At 70.1% G+C, this 15,957-nt stretch carries 15 protein-coding genes; 2 read left to right on the top strand and 13 right to left on the bottom strand.

Annotated features, from left to right (window positions below; translation table 11 throughout):
* Positions 1-18: 18 nt before the first annotated feature.
* Positions 19-1,239: a cytochrome P450 gene (locus VGR06_RS09650; RefSeq protein WP_327558646.1), complete on the bottom strand. Its 1,221-nt coding sequence runs from the start codon at positions 1,237-1,239 to the stop codon at positions 19-21.
* Between the two features lie 101 nt (positions 1,240-1,340).
* Between VGR06_RS09650 and VGR06_RS09645 the strand changes: the two genes are divergently transcribed.
* Complete coding sequence (locus VGR06_RS09645; RefSeq protein WP_327558645.1) at positions 1,341-2,312, top strand: aldo/keto reductase; 972 nt, start codon at positions 1,341-1,343, stop codon at positions 2,310-2,312.
* On the opposite strand, the gene VGR06_RS09640 is transcribed toward VGR06_RS09645, so the two are convergent.
* From VGR06_RS09640 to VGR06_RS09630, 3 genes are all read right to left on the bottom strand, one after another.
* On the bottom strand, positions 2,238-2,663 hold the full coding sequence (locus VGR06_RS09640; RefSeq protein WP_414637213.1) for a hotdog fold thioesterase: 426 nt from the start codon (positions 2,661-2,663) through the stop codon (positions 2,238-2,240). The genes VGR06_RS09645 and VGR06_RS09640 overlap by 75 nt on opposite strands.
* A gap of 31 nt (positions 2,664-2,694) precedes the next feature.
* The gene (locus VGR06_RS09635; protein WP_327558643.1) at positions 2,695-3,366 is read right to left on the bottom strand and encodes a helix-turn-helix domain-containing protein; all 672 of its coding nucleotides are present in this window, start codon (positions 3,364-3,366) and stop codon (positions 2,695-2,697) included.
* An 85-nt stretch (positions 3,367-3,451) separates the two neighbouring features.
* Positions 3,452-3,916 carry a hypothetical protein gene (locus tag VGR06_RS09630; RefSeq protein WP_327558642.1) on the bottom strand — a complete coding sequence of 155 codons (465 nt, stop codon included), beginning with the start codon at positions 3,914-3,916 and terminating at the stop codon, positions 3,452-3,454.
* A 342-nt stretch (positions 3,917-4,258) separates the two neighbouring features.
* On the opposite strand from VGR06_RS09630, the gene VGR06_RS09625 reads away from it, so the two are divergent.
* Positions 4,259-5,716, top strand: coding sequence for an MFS transporter (locus VGR06_RS09625; RefSeq protein ID WP_327558641.1), 1,458 nt, complete (start codon positions 4,259-4,261; stop codon positions 5,714-5,716).
* Here VGR06_RS09625 and VGR06_RS09620 read toward each other — a convergent pair.
* The 9 genes from VGR06_RS09620 to VGR06_RS09580 all read right to left on the bottom strand — a co-directional run.
* Positions 5,697-5,966 carry a hypothetical protein gene (locus VGR06_RS09620; RefSeq protein ID WP_327558640.1) on the bottom strand — a complete coding sequence of 90 codons (270 nt, stop codon included), beginning with the start codon at positions 5,964-5,966 and terminating at the stop codon, positions 5,697-5,699. The genes VGR06_RS09625 and VGR06_RS09620 overlap by 20 nt on opposite strands.
* A 13-nt stretch (positions 5,967-5,979) precedes the next feature.
* On the bottom strand, positions 5,980-6,666 hold the full coding sequence (locus VGR06_RS09615; RefSeq protein ID WP_327558639.1) for a terpene synthase family protein: 687 nt from the start codon (positions 6,664-6,666) through the stop codon (positions 5,980-5,982).
* On the bottom strand, positions 6,666-7,994 hold the full coding sequence (locus VGR06_RS09610; RefSeq protein ID WP_327558638.1) for a cytochrome P450: 1,329 nt from the start codon (positions 7,992-7,994) through the stop codon (positions 6,666-6,668). Before VGR06_RS09610 ends, VGR06_RS09615 begins: the two co-directional genes overlap by 1 nt.
* Positions 7,991-9,328, bottom strand: a complete 1,338-nt coding sequence (locus VGR06_RS09605) for a cytochrome P450 (protein ID WP_327558637.1) — start codon at positions 9,326-9,328, stop codon at positions 7,991-7,993. The genes VGR06_RS09610 and VGR06_RS09605 overlap by 4 nt, the downstream gene beginning before the upstream one ends.
* Positions 9,329-9,391: 63 nt before the next feature.
* Complete coding sequence (locus VGR06_RS09600) at positions 9,392-10,429, bottom strand: terpene synthase family protein (protein ID WP_327558636.1); 1,038 nt, start codon at positions 10,427-10,429, stop codon at positions 9,392-9,394.
* 36 nt (positions 10,430-10,465) lie between these two features.
* Complete coding sequence (locus tag VGR06_RS09595) at positions 10,466-11,542, bottom strand: polyprenyl synthetase family protein (RefSeq protein ID WP_327558635.1); 1,077 nt, start codon at positions 11,540-11,542, stop codon at positions 10,466-10,468.
* The gene (locus VGR06_RS09590; protein ID WP_327558634.1) at positions 11,539-13,350 is read right to left on the bottom strand and encodes a 1-deoxy-D-xylulose-5-phosphate synthase; all 1,812 of its coding nucleotides are present in this window, start codon (positions 13,348-13,350) and stop codon (positions 11,539-11,541) included. The genes VGR06_RS09595 and VGR06_RS09590 overlap by 4 nt, the downstream gene beginning before the upstream one ends.
* Positions 13,351-13,370: 20 nt before the next feature.
* Positions 13,371-14,534 (bottom strand): lipase, encoded by a 1,164-nt coding sequence (locus tag VGR06_RS09585; protein ID WP_327558688.1) that lies wholly within the window; start codon positions 14,532-14,534, stop codon positions 13,371-13,373.
* A 143-nt stretch (positions 14,535-14,677) separates the two neighbouring features.
* Positions 14,678-15,957 (bottom strand): CHRD domain-containing protein (locus tag VGR06_RS09580; RefSeq protein ID WP_327558633.1); only part of this gene is annotated, 1,280 nt, incomplete at its 5' end.

Below are 15,957 nucleotides of genomic sequence, written 5' to 3'. Positions count from 1 at the left end.
CACCACCTCCGATCGTGGTCAGTTGAGGATCACGGGCAGGGTGTCGAGGCGACGCATGAACTTTCCCGGTCGCCAGACGGCATCGTCGGGTGGCACGGTGAGCCGGGTGCGCGGAAAGCGCTCGAACAGCGCCCGCAGCGCGGTGGCCGTCTCGATGCGACCGAGCTCGGCCCCCAGGCACCGGTGGACCCCGTAGCCGAAACCCAGGTGTCCCTTGGTGTCCCGGTCGGGGTCGAACGAGTCCGGCTCGGGGAACCGCGCGGGATCGCGGTTCGCCGCGGCCAGGGAGATGAGCAGCAGCTCGCCGGCCGGGATGGTGACGCCGTCCAGCTCGATGGGGGCGGTGGTGTAACGGGGTGGTACGAAGCGGAAGGGTGACTCGTACCGGACGATCTCGTCGACGCAGCCGGCGAACAAGCTGGGGTCGGCGAGCAACCTGGCTGTCTGATCGGGATTGGTGAGCAGCGTGAACACCCCGTTGCCGATGGCGCTGGCCGGCTCCATGCCGCCGACGAGCAGCAGGACGTAGGTGGACGTGAGCTCGTCCAGACTCATCCGGCCCTCGTCGTGGCGGTGCAGCAGCGCGGTGAACAGGTCGTCACGGGGCCGCTCGCGTTTGAGCGCGACCAGCTCGACGGAGAAGTCGTGCAGCCGCTGGGCGGCCTCCTCGATCTCGGTGATCACCGGTGATGTGATCATCTCGGTTTCGAGCACCGCCAGCATGTTCCGCTCGTCGACCGGAACACCGACGAGATCGCAGATCACCGTGCCGGCCAGGGGACGGGCGAACCGGTCGAGCAGATCGACGGGTTCGCCCACGGGCAGCTTGTCGAGCAGCTCGGCGGTGATCCGTTCGGTGTCGGCGCGCAGCGCGACGAGCCTGCCGGGGCTGAAGATGCTGCCGACCAGGCCGCGCAGCCGGCGGTGCTCGTCGCCGTCCCGGTCGAAGAAGCTGCGGCGCGAGCCGTGCGGCAGGTGGGCACGTTGCTGGACGCGGACCAGGCAGTGTGAGTTGATCTCCTTGCGGTGCGCGACCAGGTCCCGGCGCACCGAGGGATCGGACAGCACCTGGCGCACGTCCTCGTAGCGGGTGATCACCCACATCCGGTAGCCGTTGTTCTCCACGGCGAACGCCGGGGTCGACTCACGGATCGCGGCGAGCGTGGGGTACGGCGCGGTCATCAGGTCCCGCATCGGCACGCGCCCCAGTACCGGCGGAATCGCCTGCGTGGTGGTCATGACGACATCGAAGCCGGCGGCGTCCCTTCCGGACAATGCGGCGTTCCAGCGGACGGAATGCAGGATTGCCGCCGGCACCGGGCACAAAGGACGGTGGCGCCGTGCGGAAACGGCGACTCCCCCACAGTGACATCGAGGTGTCCCGGCTCGGGCTCGGCACGGCGACGTGGGGCTTCGGCGACACCGAGGACGACTCGGTGGCACAGTTGCGCCTCTTCGCCGACGCCGGGGGCACGCTGATCGAAACCGCCAACGTCTACGGAAACGGCGAGAGCGAGTGCGTCATCGGCCGGGCGCTGGCAAAGGAGCTGCGCCGGGACGACTTCACGCTCGCCACGAAGGCCGGCCTGGTGCCGGGAAAGCCGCCGCTGCGCACCGACGCGTCCAGGGCGCGGATGCTGTCCGAGCTCGAGGGTTCGCTGCGGCGGCTGCGGGTCGACCACGTCGACCTCTGGCTCGTGCACACCTGGGACCGGCGGGTGCCCGTCGAGGAGACGCTGGAAGCGATCGACACGGCCATGCAGGACGGCAAGGTCCGCGCCGCCGGGCTGTGCAACTACAGCGGCTGGCAGACCGCGCTGGCGGCGACCGTCCAGCAGCTTCGCGGTGCGGCGCCGCTGTCCGTCGTCGAGGTCGAGTACTCGCTCGTCCAGCGCGGGATCGACCGCGAGGTCCGGCCGGCGGCGCGGGAGCTGGGACTCGGCGTGCTGCCGTGGGCGCCGCTCGGCCGGGGTGTGCTCACCGGGAAGTACCTCGACGGCGTGCCGGAAGCCAAGCGCGGCAGCCGGTTCTTCCAGTGGTACGTGCGCGACTACACCGCGGATCCGGCCCGGGTCGGCATCGTCCGCGAGGTCGTGGCCTGCGCGCGGGAGCTCGGGCTCACACCGGTCGCGGTGGCGCTGGCCTGGGTGCGGGACCGGCCGGGCGTCTGCGCGCCCCTGGTCGGCGCGCGGACGGCCGAGCAGCTGTCCGCCTCCCTGTCCGCGGAGTCCGTGGAGCTACCGGAGTCGATCCGGAAACGCCTCGACGCCGTCTCCGCCATCCCCCTCGGCTACCCCGAGCGGAGCCTGTGACGGAGGCTTGTCACGCAGGACGCAGGTGAGCCGGGCCGTGCACGTGCGCCGGCCCGCCTCGTCGGTGACCACGATCTCCAGGGTCGCGGTCGTCCGTCCCAAGTGGATCGGCCGGCACACGCCGGTGACCACACCGCCCGTCACCGCACGATGGTGCGTGCAGGACAGCTCGAGCCCGACGGCCATTCGGCCCAGGGTCTCGGCGTGCAGCGCGGCCGACAGGGATCCCAGTGACTCGGCGAGGACGGCGTTGGCGCCGCCGTGCAGCAGGCCGTAGGGCTGCCGGTTGCCCTCGACCGGCATCGTGCCGGTCATCTCCTGGAGGTCCCACCGGGTGATCTGGATGCCCATGCGGACCGTCAGCAGCTCGTGCCCGGACATGCTACGAGGCGACCATCGTCGTGGACGTGAACCGCTTGAGCGTTCGGGTGAGCTCGTAGGCACACCGCCGGAGCTCCCGCGAAGCGCCGGCCGGGTCGAACCCACCGAGCCGGCCGACGATCGACAGCGCCGCCGCGGCCTGGAACGCGGTGCCGTTGCCACACAAGGGAACCGCCAGGCTGACCACACCCCGCCGGGCCGTAGTCAGGGAGGCGATCCCGGCGCGCCGGATCTCGAGAAGGTCCCGTGCGGTGGGTGGGGTGGGATCCGGGTCGTAGGCCTGCAGGACCAGGTCCGCCGCCGTGGCGGTGGTGACCCGTATTCCCCGGTGGCCGTAGACCTGGTTGAGATGCTGGACGTTCCCGTTGACCAGGGCGCTGACGGTCGCGGTCGCACCGGTGGTGTTGTGCAGCTCCACCAGATACGGCGTCGACTCGCTTTTGAGCAGCGCCAGGAAGGTGTCGTCGCCGCCGCGGACGGAGAGGTACCTGACGCCGGACCGGGTGATCATGTTGTGCGCGCACAGCGTGGCCAGCAGCCGGTGCGCGGTCGGCTTGGGCAGCCCGCAGCGGCGGCTCACCTCGGCCAGCGGCAGCGGTTCCGCGCTCGTCGTCAATACGGTGAGAATAACCAGCGCCTTGTCCACGGCGCTGAGCGTCAAAGGAGCATTCATGCCACCGCACCTACGCCGAAAGGGTCGACGGACTCCAGTACGGTATGCTCACTCCTCCCCCGCCGGCAATTCAATTGATGTGGTTTTAAGGTTCCCGGCCGGCGGGGTAGTTCAGATCCGCGACACAGATCAGATCGTCGACAACGCTTTCCAGCCAAGTCGTCACCATCGACAAAGACCATTCAGTACCGGAACCGGATGCCGTCGAGATCTGCGCCGGTCTCCTGGCGGGCCCGACTCGAAACGCCAGATGAATCTGGCACTCGGACAACGTCCAGATCCACGCCCAGGCCTGATGGCGCTCCGGCAGTACGACAACACCTCCGGTCTCCGGCAGCGTGTCCAGCACCACGGCGGTGTCGGCCCGGGTGCGTCGAACGGCGTCGAAGCCGACCTCGGCCATGGCGGCCAGCCACGCCGGCACTCCGAGGAGCGGCACCACGTCCTGGGCGGCGGCATGCAGGACGCCGACGTGCCGACGAATCCATCGAATCTGGCGCGGCGTGAAAATACCGACGATCCGCCCGTCCATGCGGTCCCAGCAGATCATCGGTCAACTCCGTTCGGCCTCGGTCCGCCGAGAAGGAAACACCGGAGGCGGAACACACCGGAACGGTGCGGGGCAGGACTTGATGCCGATGTCAGCTTCGCCCGGCCGCATGCCATATGCAAGGTGCACTCGGACATCACGGCCCGGGAAGCAACGTGACGTTGCTTGCCATAGAGGGAAAGCAACGTCACGTTGCTTCCCTTCTACGGCATTTACAGACCGGTAAACGATCACTAAAGTGAAGGGCCGCTTCGCCGATGTCGTCCGAAGTGCTCCGACACAGTGGGGGGCCACACACCGGCCCAGCTCAGGGGGCCTGATCCGACACTTCTGGGACATCACGTGCTTGAGACGAACCAGTCCACAGTGGCCGACCGATCGGTCCGGCTCCCGCTGCTCGTGCTGGCGGCCCTGGTCGCCGCCATCGGGGCCCTGGAGAGCATGCCCTTTCCCGCGCTCCCCCTCATCCAGCGGGAGCTGGGGCTCGACCCGGCCCAGGCCGGGTTGCTGTCCACCACGCTGATCCTCACCGGTGCGGTGGCGATGCCGATCGTCGGCAAGCTCGCCGACAACCACGACCCGCGCCGGGTCCTGCTCGGCGTCACCTGGTGCCTCGTCGCGGGCGGCACCCTCGCGGCGTTCGCCGGCTCCTTCGGTCTGATGCTCGCGGCACAGTTCCTGCAGGGCATCGGCACGGGCATCGTGCCGGTCACCTTCGCCCTGGTCCGCGGGTTCCTTCCGGCCGGGCGGATGCCGCCGGCGGTCGGCCTGGTCGCCGGCGTGTTCGTCCTCGGCGGCGGTCTCGGCATCCTGAGCGCCGGGCCGCTGGCGGACGCCCTGTCCCGGCGGTGGATGTTCCTGACGCCCACGCTGGTCGTGGCCGCCCTGGCCCTGGTCGCCCCGCTCCTGCTGCCGCGCACGGGCGACCGGCGGGAGCGCGCCGGGCGGCTGGACTGGCTGGGCGCCCTCCTGCTGGCGGCCGCCCTGGTCACCCTCATGATGGGCCTGTCCCTGGTGTCCAAAACCGGGTGGCCGGCATCCCTGGGCCTGCTGGCCCTGGCCGGCCTGCTCACCGCCGGCTGGACCCTGGTCGAGCGGCGGGCCCGCAACCCGCTCATCGATCTGCGCCTGCTGCAGCGGCGCGGAGTGTGGAGCTCCTGCCTGGCCGCCGCCGTCATGGGCGCCGGCTACGCGGTGTCCTTCTTCCTCATCCCGCAACTGCTGGCCCTGCCGCCCCGGACCGCGGGCTTCGGGTTCGGCGCGTCCCCCAGCACCATCAGCCTGTACCTGTTCCCTCCCGTGGTGGCCGCGGTCATCGTCGGACCGCTGGCCGGCTTTCTCGTGCGGCGCTTGGGTTCCCGGGCGGTGGTCGGCACCGGGCTGGCCCTCACCGCCACCGGCGCCCTGGTGGCCCTGGGGTGGCACAGCTCGCCCTGGCAGATCGTGCTGAGCGCGGTGCTGACGGCCGGTCTGGGCGCCTGCGCCGCCTCCACCGCCCTGTACACCGCCGTGATCGAATCGGTCCCCGCCTCCGACACCGGCGTCGCCACCGCGCTCAGCGGCATCCTCCGCGGTGTCGGCGCGGCCGTCGGCGTCCAGGTCGCCGCGGCCGTGCTGACCGCTTCCAGCGATCCGGCCACCGCCCTGCCCCGGGAATGGGGCTTCCAGCTCGGCTTCGCGCTGTCGGCCGGCATCGCCCTGCTTCCCCTGCTGACCGCCTTCGCCCTTCCCGGGCGCGCCCGCCAGGACACGCAGGTCCCGCTGCCCGCCGGTGCAGCCGTCACACCGGTCGCACGGTGACCTCCGGGGGCTCCCAGCAACTGGCCGCTCCCGTGTAGTACGAGGTGCCGCTCGTCCACGCGATCACGCCCGCGTTGAAGTCGTTGAGCGCCTGGGCATAGGCGCGAATCCGGGGAAAGGTGTCGCCCAGGGCCGCGAGCAGCTCGGCGTTGGCGGCATCGTAGGCATCCATCAGATCCTCGTACATCGCGGCGGCCGCCGCCTCGGCATCGGACAGCGAGCCGCGCCGGCTCCCGGCGATGACCAGCACGATGTTCTCGGCCTCACCGTCCGCCAGCTCCTTTTCTCAGCGAAAGAACGTCCTGGAGCAGGACGGTGCGATCGACATCGATATCCAGCAGGCGGGTGAGCAGCGGGTGCGTGAGCCATTCCTTCGGGAGCTCGATACCGAGGCTGATCTCCGTGAGGACATGGTCGACGCGCTGTGCGACGGTCCCCCGCCGGTGGGTGAGATAGGCCGGCACATCAACGGCGTCGTTCCGCCGGCAGGAAGCGAGGCACGCGCTCAGGTAGCCGACGATGGCATCCGCCAACCGCGCCATGAGCGCCGGGGAGCAGTGACGCGCGAGGCTGGACCACACGGACGCGATCGGCGGGGCCCACCGTGGCTCGTGGAAGGCCATCGGCTCGTAGTGGGCCCGGGTGTCGGTGATCGACGCCGCGATCGACGCCCGCACCGCCGCGGGATCCCCGGCGCGGCCCGCGTCCCACTCGCTGTCGCGCCGGGTCAGGCAGATCGCCAGCCGGGCCAGATCGAACAGGGTCCGGCGGTCACCCGCGGGCCAGCACAGCGCCGCCAGATAGGTGAAGTTGGTCTCCCGGAGCGCGACCAGGTCCGCCGCCTCGGGCAGCAGGTTCCAGGACAGAAACCAGCGGTCGACGCGGTCGGCCAACTCCGGCCCGTAGTGACCACTGCACCGCAGCGGGTACCGGCGGCGGATCGACGGCACTAGACCCGGCTCTTCGCGATCATCGGCAACGCGCCGGGCCGCGTCGTGCCCCGCATCCTCTCCTTGACCTGCCGCCCCGGCACCAGCGCAAGCCGCCACCGGGCGGCGACGGCGGCCACGATGACGGCCATGTCGACCATGGCGTAGGTGTCACCGATGCACCGGTGGACCCCGGCGCCGAACGGCCCGAAGGTACGGCGATCGGCGCCACTCGTTCGTGCGGGCAGCCAGCGGTCCGGATCGAACCGCGCCGGATCGGTGAAGAGGGACTGGTCGCGGTGCATGGCATACGGACTGATGAAGAACTGGGTGCCGGCAGGATGACGCCGGCCCGCGACGTCGACGTCGACCAGCGCCCGGCGGGGAATCAACGCCAGCGAATACATCCGCAATGCCTCGTTCAGCACGCGTCGCGTGTACGGAAGCCGGTCGACGTCGCCGAACGACACCGGACATCCGCCGAGCACGGAGTCGAGCTCGGCGTGCACGCCCTCCTCGATCGACGGGTTCGCGGCCAGCTGGTAGAAGATCCAACCCACCATCGCCGCGGTGGTCTCGGATCCACCGGCCAGCAACGTGACGGCCTCGTCGTGGACCTGCTCGTCGGTCATTCCCGCACCCGTGTCGGGATGACGTGCGAGCAGCAGCAGCGACAGGAGATCTCCGTGATCGGCGCCGGCCTTCCGGTAGTCGTCGATGATGCCGTGGATCAGCCCGCGCATCCGGCCGATCGCTCCGTGGAAGCGGCGGTTGGCCGGGGTGGGGAGCTTCTCGAGGAAGGGGAACGGGGCGAAGGTGTGCCTGGGAAGTTGCCTGAGAAACTCCGGAAAGAGCCGGTTGAGCTCGTCCACCGCCGGCGCCGCGAGGTCGGTGGAGAACAGCGTCCTGGCCGTGGTCCGGAAGGTCACGTCATGCAGCTCGTGGGGCAGGTCCAGAATTTGGCCGGGCCGCCAGGACGCTGCCTTCGTTCGGGCCACCTCGTTCATGATTTCGACGTAGCGCGGGAAGTTTCGGGCGTGAAACGCGGGCTGCATGAGCCTTCGCTGCCGGAGGTGGAAATCGCCTGAGGAGTTGGCCAGACCGTTGCCGATGAATGGCTTCGACTTCTCGAACAGTGATCCCTTGTCGAAGTTCCTCGCCTCCACCACCATGATCTGGTGGACCAGGTCGGGGGCGTTCACCACCTGAATCCGCTTCGGGCCGAGCCGGATCTCGACCACGTCACCCAGGCACCGCACGCGGCGCAGGAAACCCAGCGGGTCGCGGAGCAGGCGGAGCGAGTGCCCGAGCACGGGAACGGCTTTCCCCGCCCGCACATGGCGGCTCACGCCCGCACCGCCGGACATCGGGCCTCGATCCGCATGAGCCGCTGCCGTGGCACCAGTACGGCGCTGAGCATCGGCACCACGGGACCGTCCGCGACCGGACGCAACCGGAACCGCCCGGCGATGGTGGCGAGAACCAGGACGGCTTCGGTGAGAGCGAACCTGTCCCCGATGCATTTTCGGGCCCCGACGCCGAAGGGTATGTAGCCGGGGTCGGGGCGCGTCGGATCGCGGTCGATCCACCTGTCCGGGTCGAAACGCCGGGGATCGGGGTAGAGATCGGCCCGGTGGTGAATGGTGCAGGGGCTGTAGAAAATGGTCGTGCCGGCGGGCACGCGGTGGCGTCCCACATCGATATCGGCTTCGGCGGTTCGGGAGGAGATCCAGGCAGGGGGGCGGATACGCAGGGTTTCGGCCATCACCCGGCGGGTCACCTCGAGCCGTGGAATGTCGTCGAGACCGGCCGGACCTCCGCCGAGCACCCGGTCCACCTCGGCGTGCAACTGCCCCTCGACGTCGGGATGCTGCGCCAGGAGGAACAGCGCCCAGGCAACCGATGCGGCCGTGGTCTCGATCCCGGCGGAGAAGAACATCACGAACTGGTCGCTGACCTCGTCTTCGGACAGGCCGGACCCCGCGTGCCTGGCCAGCATGATCGACAGCAGGTCGCCGTGCCCGGCCCCGCCGGCCTGCCGTGCGCGGATCAGCGCGATCCCGGCCTGGCGCAACCGGGCCAACGCACGTGCGTAGCGGACGTTGGCGGTGACCGCCAGCCAGCGCAACGGCCCCAACTGCACCCGCCAGCGAAAGCCCCGGAAGACGGCCTTCAGGTCCTCGAGCATCCCCTTCATGGCCCGCGGCTGCGGTACGGAGCCGAACATGGTCGAGAGCACGACCTGCCCGGCCAGGGCGTTCAGCGCGTCGACGACGTCGATCACCTCGCCGTCGTGCCAGTCACCGGTGAGCCGGACCGCCTGCTCGCGCATGGCGTCCGCATACCCGGTCATGGCGGTGTTGTTGAACGCGGGTTGGCACGCCCGGCGTAGCCGGCGGTGCTTCTCGAAGGTGGCCATGACCAGCCCGTGGGGAATCACCTCCCGGCCCCTGGTGTAGAGAACTCCGCCTTTGTCGAACGTTCGCTGGTCCAGCAGGACCTGCGAGGTCAGGTCGGGATCGGTGAGCACCACCCCGGCGAACGGACCGACCTTGACCTGGACGAGCTCCGTGTCCGACGGCAGTGAGCAGAGAAATCCGAAGGGATCGCGAATCAGGCTCGGCGCATGTCCGAGCAGCGGCACCGCGCCCGGGGCCGTGGGGATAGTGTTGGATGTCCTCATGAGGATTCCTCCTCGTATTGCGTCAGATTTCCAGATGAGCCGGCGGCAGCTTTTGTGCCGCTTTCAGACGTTCCAGTACCACGCCACCGCCGGATAGGGTGGCGGGGCGTCCGGCGCCGGTGGCGCCTCGTCCACGATGCGGGCCTGGGACAGTTGCGGGGCGGCGTAGCGCAGTGTGGTCAGGCCCATCCGCACATTCCCCGCGATGGTCAGGTCGACGGCCGCGACCAGTAATTTCTCCTGCTCGGTGCCGCTGGCCAGGATCCTTTCCCGCAACTGCAGGTAGCGGCCGAGCAGCGCGTCTCTCAGGCTGACCCCGGCCGCCAGGGAATCGCGGACGGTCAGCGTGGGGTCGTCGACGCGGAAGCATTCGAAAAGGCTGTAGCTGGTTCCGGGCTTGAGTTGAGATTCCTTGAAGTAGGAGTAGCGGTCATTGTCCAGCCCTGCGACCAGGATTCCGCACTCGCTCGCCGCTCTGGCCAGCGGCGCGGACCACAGCCATGGTTGGGCCCGCTCAAAACACCCGTGGTAGGCATATGTCCCGTACACGCCCACCGCGGCGATCCGCACCGGCAGGAAATCGGCCACGCCGAGTACCTCACCACCCGCCAGCAACGTGGACTCCCACAGCAGACCCTTGATCCAGGAGGCTTCCCACTGGGTGAACCACCGGTAGGCGTAGTCGGTCACGGTCGGGCGCAGGCGCATCAGGCAGTCACGCAGTGCCTCCTCCAGGTTGTCCCCGGCCGGTGCGCACCAGTCCGGATTGTTCAGGATGCCGTAATAGCGGCACGCCATCCGGGTCACGTCCAGCGCCCCGATACCCGGTTGCATGGCGTCCTCGGCGGCGTACGCCCAGGCACTGAAATCCGCCAGCGGCTGCACGGCCGCCTCGGCCAGACCGATCGGAAAGAAATGACATTGCAGCACCGCGGCGGTGCTGCCGTATTTCGCCGTCCGCTCCGCGTCCCCGGCGCCCAGGTCGAACCTCTCGGCGAAGGCGAGGCTTCCCGCCACGACCTCCCGCATCGCGGGATGCTCCTTCGCCTCCAAGGGACAACGGAACGTCAGGAAGTCTTCGGGTAGTTCGGCGTCCGGCATCTGGTTTCGCCCTCCGTCGGTCGTGGTGAGTTGCCCTCAGTGGCCTCGGCATACGACCAGCTCGGCGATGGCGGTCAGGTCCTTTTCGGCACCGGGGAGCGGGCGCGCGACGTGCAGGTAGTGGAGCGCGCGTTGCAGTTCGCGGAAGGCGCGGGCCTGTGCCCAGGCTCGGCCACCAGCCTGTTCCACGAGATCGAGGACCCGTTCGGAGGTGGCGGTGTCGAGGGGTGCGCCGGTGTTCTCGTACAGCACGGTGAGCTCCGCCGCGGCGGGTGTGCCGGAGTTCAGTGCGGCCACCACCGGCAGCGTCTTCTTCCGGGCCCGCACGTCCGAACCGGTCGGTTTGCCGGTGAGCGCCGGATCTCCCCACAGTCCGAGCAGGTCGTCGGCCAGTTGGAAGGCCAGGCCGAGGTGGGCGCCGAACCGGCCGTAGGCGCGGACGCCCGCACCGTCGGCTCCGGCGGCCTGGGCTCCGAGTGCGCAAGCGCACTCCAGCAGCGCACCGGTCTTACCGGCGGCCATGGCCAGGCACTCGGCCGTCGTCAGGGTCGTGCGGGATTCGAAGTCGAGGTCGGCCTGTTCGCCGTCGATGAGGATCTGGATCGTGTCGGTGAGCCGCACGACCGCCGGCTCGACCATCGGTGCCGGCAGCCGGGTCGCGGCCCGCACGGCGAGGATGAACAGTGCGTCTCCGGCGAGGATCGCCTTCGGGGTGCCGAACGCCGACCACACCGCGGGACGTCCTCGCCGGGTGGCGTCCCCGTCCACGATGTCGTCGTGGATCAGCGAGGCGTTGTGTACCAACTCCACCGCCACCGCCGCCGGGACCGCCACCGCCGCCGCGGGGTCCCCGCCCGCGGCCACGGCGCATCCCAGCACCAGCGCGGGCCGCACCAGCTTCCCCGGGGTGCCTGACACCGGCTCTCCGCGCTCGTCGACCCAACCGTGGTGGAAGGCACCGACCTGCCGGATGCGCGGCGGCAGCGTCGCCACCGTCGCCCGCAACGCCGGCTCCAGCAACTCCCGCGTCCAGGCCAGGACCGCGTCGCTCCGCTCGCCCACCGCCGCGGCCGCGCCTGCGACATCACCATCACCCGATACGACGGAAGTCATGCTGTCCCCAAGGTTTCCTTGACCCACGGCGAGCTGTCGGCAGGTCGAGCCCGGATGACGCCGGCGGCGATGCCGTGCGGGGTGAGGCCGTACCTGCGCAGCAACGCGGCTCGGTCTCCGGCGGGAATGAAGGTGGGTGGGAGGCCGAGCGTGCGGACCGGTGTGCGAAGGTCCGCGTCGGCGCAGGCCTGGGTGAGGGCGGCGCCGATACCGCCGGCGCGGACTCCGTCCTCGACGCACACGGCGAGTGCGTGCCAGGCCGCGAAGCGGACGAGCGCGGGTGAGATCGGGTAGGCCCAGCGGGGGTCGGCGATGGTCACTCCGATTCCGTGGTTCTCGAGCTCCGCCACGGCATCCAGGCACGGTGCGGCCATGGCGCCGATGCCGACGAGCAGGACGTCCAGGGGCGATCCCGGGGTGCGGTGGAGGATGTCCAGACCGTCCACTGTGGCCACGGCGGGGATCGGTGGGGTCGCGGGTTGTTTCGGGAAGCGCAGCACGGTCGGGCCAGGCGTGGCCACGGCTTCGTGGAGCAGCTCGCCGAGTCGCGCGGTGTCCCGCGGTGCCGCGATGCGGATGCCGGGAACCGAGGTCAGCATGGCGAGGTCCCAGACGCCGTGGTGGGACGGACCATCCGGGCCGGTGATCCCGGCGCGGTCGAGCACGAACGTGACGGGCAGGTCGTGCAGGGCGACGTCCATGAGCACCTGGTCGAACGCCCGGTTGAGAAAGGTGGCGTAGAGGCACACGACCGGGTGCAGCCCACCCATCGCCAGGCCCGCGGCGGAGCAGACCGCGTGCTGCTCGCCCAGCCCGACATCGAACACGCGCTCGGGGAAGCGCCGGGCGAACACGCCGAGCCCCACCGGTTCCAGCATCGCCGCGGTCAGGCACACCACCTCGTCCCGCTCCTCGCCGAGCCGGGCCAGTGCCGCGCCGAACTCGTCGGTCCACGACCGCTGCGCCTCCGAGACGGGTAGTCCGGTGGCCGGATCGAGAACTCCGATCCCGTGCAGGTGATCGGCCTCGTCGGCCTCCGCCGGGCCGTAGCCCCGGCCCTTGCCGGTGAGCACGTGCACCACGACCGGCCGGCCGAGCGCCGCGGCCTGGCGCAGCACGGTTTCCGTGGCGGCGGTGTCATGTCCGTCGACCGGGCCGAGGTAGGCCAAGCCGATCTGCTCGAACCAGTTGGTCGCGGGCCGGTCGCGCAACGTCGTGAGGTGCCGCGCGAGACCGCCGACCGTGGGGGCGTAGGAGCGGCCGTTGTCGTTGAGCACCACGATGACCGGCAGCTCGCGATCGGTGCCGAGATTGTTCAGCCCCTCCCAGGCAAGCCCTCCGGTCAGCGCCCCGTCCCCGACGACGGCCACGATCCGGCGATCACGGTGCCGCCCGGACAGCCGCAGCGCCCTGGCCAGTCCGTCCGCATAGGACACGGCCGTGGAGGCGTGGGAGTTCTCGACCCAGTCGTGCGGCGACTCCGCCCGCGCGGGATATCCGGACAGGCCGTTCTCCTTGCGCAGCCTGGAGAAGCCGCCCTGCCGGCCGGTCAGCAGCTTGTGCACGTACGACTGGTGCCCGGTGTCGAACAGGATCACGTCCCGCGGTGAGTCGAAGACCCGGTGCAGCGCGATGGTCAGCTCCACCACACCCAGGTTCACCCCCAGATGACCGCCGGTCGCGCACACATGCTCGACGAGGAACCGCCGGATCTCCCCGGCCAGCGCGGGAAGCTCGGCCACGGGCAGCCGGCGCAGAGCCGCCGGGCCGGTGACACCGGCGAGAAGGCGCGTACCCGCGTCAGGCATGACAGCCTCCAATCCGACTCCTAGGGGATGAAACGCGCCTCCGGGAAGCAGGACGTCTCGAACAGCGGCGTCCACCGGCCTTGCAGGTGCAGGCCGAAGAACGCCGGGTAGTAGGTGTGCTGCACCAGCAGCGACCGGGTCGGGTCGATGGCGCCGATGATCAAGGCGCGGCGTTGCGGGGTGGCGGGTAGCTGCGGCAGGAGCCACTGGAAGTCGCTGAAGCTGTGGTGAGCGCCGTTGTCCAGGTGCAGGTCGCGCTTCCAGCCCCGGAGGTTCGGCCAGATCTCCGCCCACGAGCGGGTCACCGTTGTGTCCACATGCGACTGTTCGGCCGCGCCGAAGTCACCGCCGAACAGCAGGAGCGGCCGGTCCAGGCCCTGCTGCACGACATCACCGGGCAGGTAGGTGGCGCCGACGGTGAGCTCCAGCGGGCCGTCGACGTCGATGCCCGCGCGAATCCGCGGATCGTGCAGCATCGCCTCGGCCGCGGTGAAGCCGCCATAGGAGTGTCCCATCGCGCCGACCCGCGTGAAGTCGAGCCAGGGCAGCCTGCCGGGCAACGTGTCGAGCACGAACCTCAGATCCGCGACGCGCGTGTCGAGCGCGGTCCGCATCGTGGCGGGCTCCTGGTTCGTGATCAGCGACGGCGCGAGCCGTCCGCCGGGGAACTCCACCAGCATCGACTCGTAGGTGTGGGAGACCGACACGACTGCGTATCCATGGGAGGCCAGGTCGTCGACCACGTTGGCGTGCATCTCGCGGGTGCTCTGGAAACCCGGCGAGAACAGCACGACCGGCCACCTGCCCGGGCGCACGGGCGCGCCGGCGAACGCGTGACGCCGGATGTCGCCCCACGCGACCGGGGGCTCCGGTGGCAGATCGAAGAACGCCGGGCTCGACAGGATGGCGCCACCGGCGGCCGCCGCCGCGGGCGTGGCCCACGGAGCCGTCTGTCCTGAATGGACGGTCGCCGGGTAGCTGACGGTCACCATCAGCTCACGGGACTGGTCCGGGCGCCACGGGTCCGGGCGGGAGGTGTCGACGAGGTGGAAGTCGGTGGTGCCCACGGGGTAGTAACCGGACAGTGCCGGCATCTGGGGAACGACGGGCAGGGAGCTCTCCGAAACCGGGGCGGGAGCGACTGCGCTGACGAGCACCAGGGTTGCGGCGGCGAGCAGGTGCATCCGGTCCACCTCCTTGACAGGCGAATGCAGGTTAACAAGCGCGGCCCGGCGGCCTTGGTTAAATGTTGATCAAGTCGGAGCCGGGCACGCAAAAAGGGCGCCGGGTGACGGAAATGTCACCCAGCGCCCTCGCCGGCCCGGGATCAGGCGAAGAACTGGCCGCGAACGGCGCCGCCCGGGAACTCCTCGGTGTGCAGGTTGGCGTAGAACCCGTGCGGGTCACGGCGAATCTCGTCGGCCAGCGCGGGATCGACCGCCGCCGTGCCGGACACCGCCACGATGTTCTGCGGAACCGTGACGTCGAACAGGTCGATCTTCACCGGACCGTTCTTGCCGAACCGCTCCTGGTGGATGTGTCCCTTGGTGGGTGGGCCGATGTTCACCCACGCCATCGAGTAGTCCACGGTGGACTTCCTGGGCTGCAGGAAGGCGACCGCGAAACCGTCCGGGTCCCCGAACTTCTTCCCGTCGGCCAGCTCGACCTCCTGGTCACCGTCGGCGAGCGCGTGGAGCTTGCCGCCGCGGAGGATACTGGTCACGTTGATCCGCTTCTTCGCCGGCGCCAGCTGACCACGCACCGCGCCGCCGGGAAACTCCGTGCTGTGCAGGTTCACGTAGAAACCTGCCGGGTTCGTCCGCAACCGCTCGGCGAGCGCGGCGTCCTCAATGGACACCTGACCGGCGGCCGCGTTCACGGTGGTGGGCATCGGAGTCTTGAATAGCGCGACCCGCACGTCGCCGTTGACCCCGGCGGCACCCTCGTGAATGTGCCCGACCTTCAGCTGGGACAGGCCCTGCCACCGCAGTGCGAACGTGACCCGGTCGCCCCTGATCTCGACCTGCGCGGTGGCCCGGCCGTCCGGGTCGCCCACGGCCCCGCCCGTCCCCGGGATCTCCTGCGCACCGGTCAGCTCGGCGGTCAGGGAGACCGGCTTGCCCCTGGCCGGCTTCGGCGCGGCCGGCTTGTCCGTCCCGGGTGCGGTGCTCGACGCGGGAGCGCCGTGCTCGTGTCCGTCCGCGCAGGTGATCGCCCTGATCTCCGGCCGGTTCACGGCCCCGCCGGTCTCCACGCACAGCCGCGGTCCGTTCGGGGCCAGCAGCTCGATGTCCGACCCGCCCGATGCGAACACCCGCACCTCGATCTTCGATCCCTGCGCCGGATTGACCCGGAACTCGTTCGACTGGCCTTTTCGGACAGTCGACGTGCACGTGCCCGTGGTCGTGTCCGAGACGCAGACCGAGTCCGCCACGTAGTCACCGGCGTGGACGACCGTGACGGTGACCTCCCCCTGGGCCTGGGCCAGCGCCTGGCCGGGAGCCGAGACCAGCGCCCCCAACACGAGCGCCGCCGCGATGCCCGGCACCGCGGCGGCCGTGGCGAGCCGCCGGCCCCGGGTCTGTTTCCAGAGCTTGCTTTGCTGCA

Source organism: Actinophytocola sp. (assembly GCF_036002505.1).
Taxonomy (GTDB): domain Bacteria; phylum Actinomycetota; class Actinomycetes; order Mycobacteriales; family Pseudonocardiaceae; genus DASYTH01.
Note: the sequence above shows the minus strand (reverse complement) of the source record. Positions and strands in the feature narration are given on the sequence as shown.

Bases quoted from the DNA above. Each gene is read 5' to 3' on its own strand.
- VGR06_RS09650 (WP_327558646.1), bottom strand. From the start codon at position 1,239: ATGACCACCACGCAGGCGATTCCGCCGGTACTGGGGCGCGTGCCGATG.
- VGR06_RS09640 (WP_414637213.1), bottom strand. From the start codon at position 2,663: ATGGGCATCCAGATCACCCGGTGGGACCTCCAGGAGATGACCGGCACG.
- VGR06_RS09635 (WP_327558643.1), bottom strand. From the start codon at position 3,366: ATGAATGCTCCTTTGACGCTCAGCGCCGTGGACAAGGCGCTGGTTATT.
- VGR06_RS09630 (WP_327558642.1), bottom strand. From the start codon at position 3,916: ATGATCTGCTGGGACCGCATGGACGGGCGGATCGTCGGTATTTTCACG.
- VGR06_RS09605 (WP_327558637.1), bottom strand. From the start codon at position 9,328: ATGAGGACATCCAACACTATCCCCACGGCCCCGGGCGCGGTGCCGCTG.
- VGR06_RS09600 (WP_327558636.1), bottom strand. From the start codon at position 10,429: ATGCCGGACGCCGAACTACCCGAAGACTTCCTGACGTTCCGTTGTCCC.
- VGR06_RS09595 (WP_327558635.1), bottom strand. From the start codon at position 11,542: ATGACTTCCGTCGTATCGGGTGATGGTGATGTCGCAGGCGCGGCCGCG.
- VGR06_RS09590 (WP_327558634.1), bottom strand. From the start codon at position 13,350: ATGCCTGACGCGGGTACGCGCCTTCTCGCCGGTGTCACCGGCCCGGCG.
- VGR06_RS09585 (WP_327558688.1), bottom strand. From the start codon at position 14,534: ATGCACCTGCTCGCCGCCGCAACCCTGGTGCTCGTCAGCGCAGTCGCT.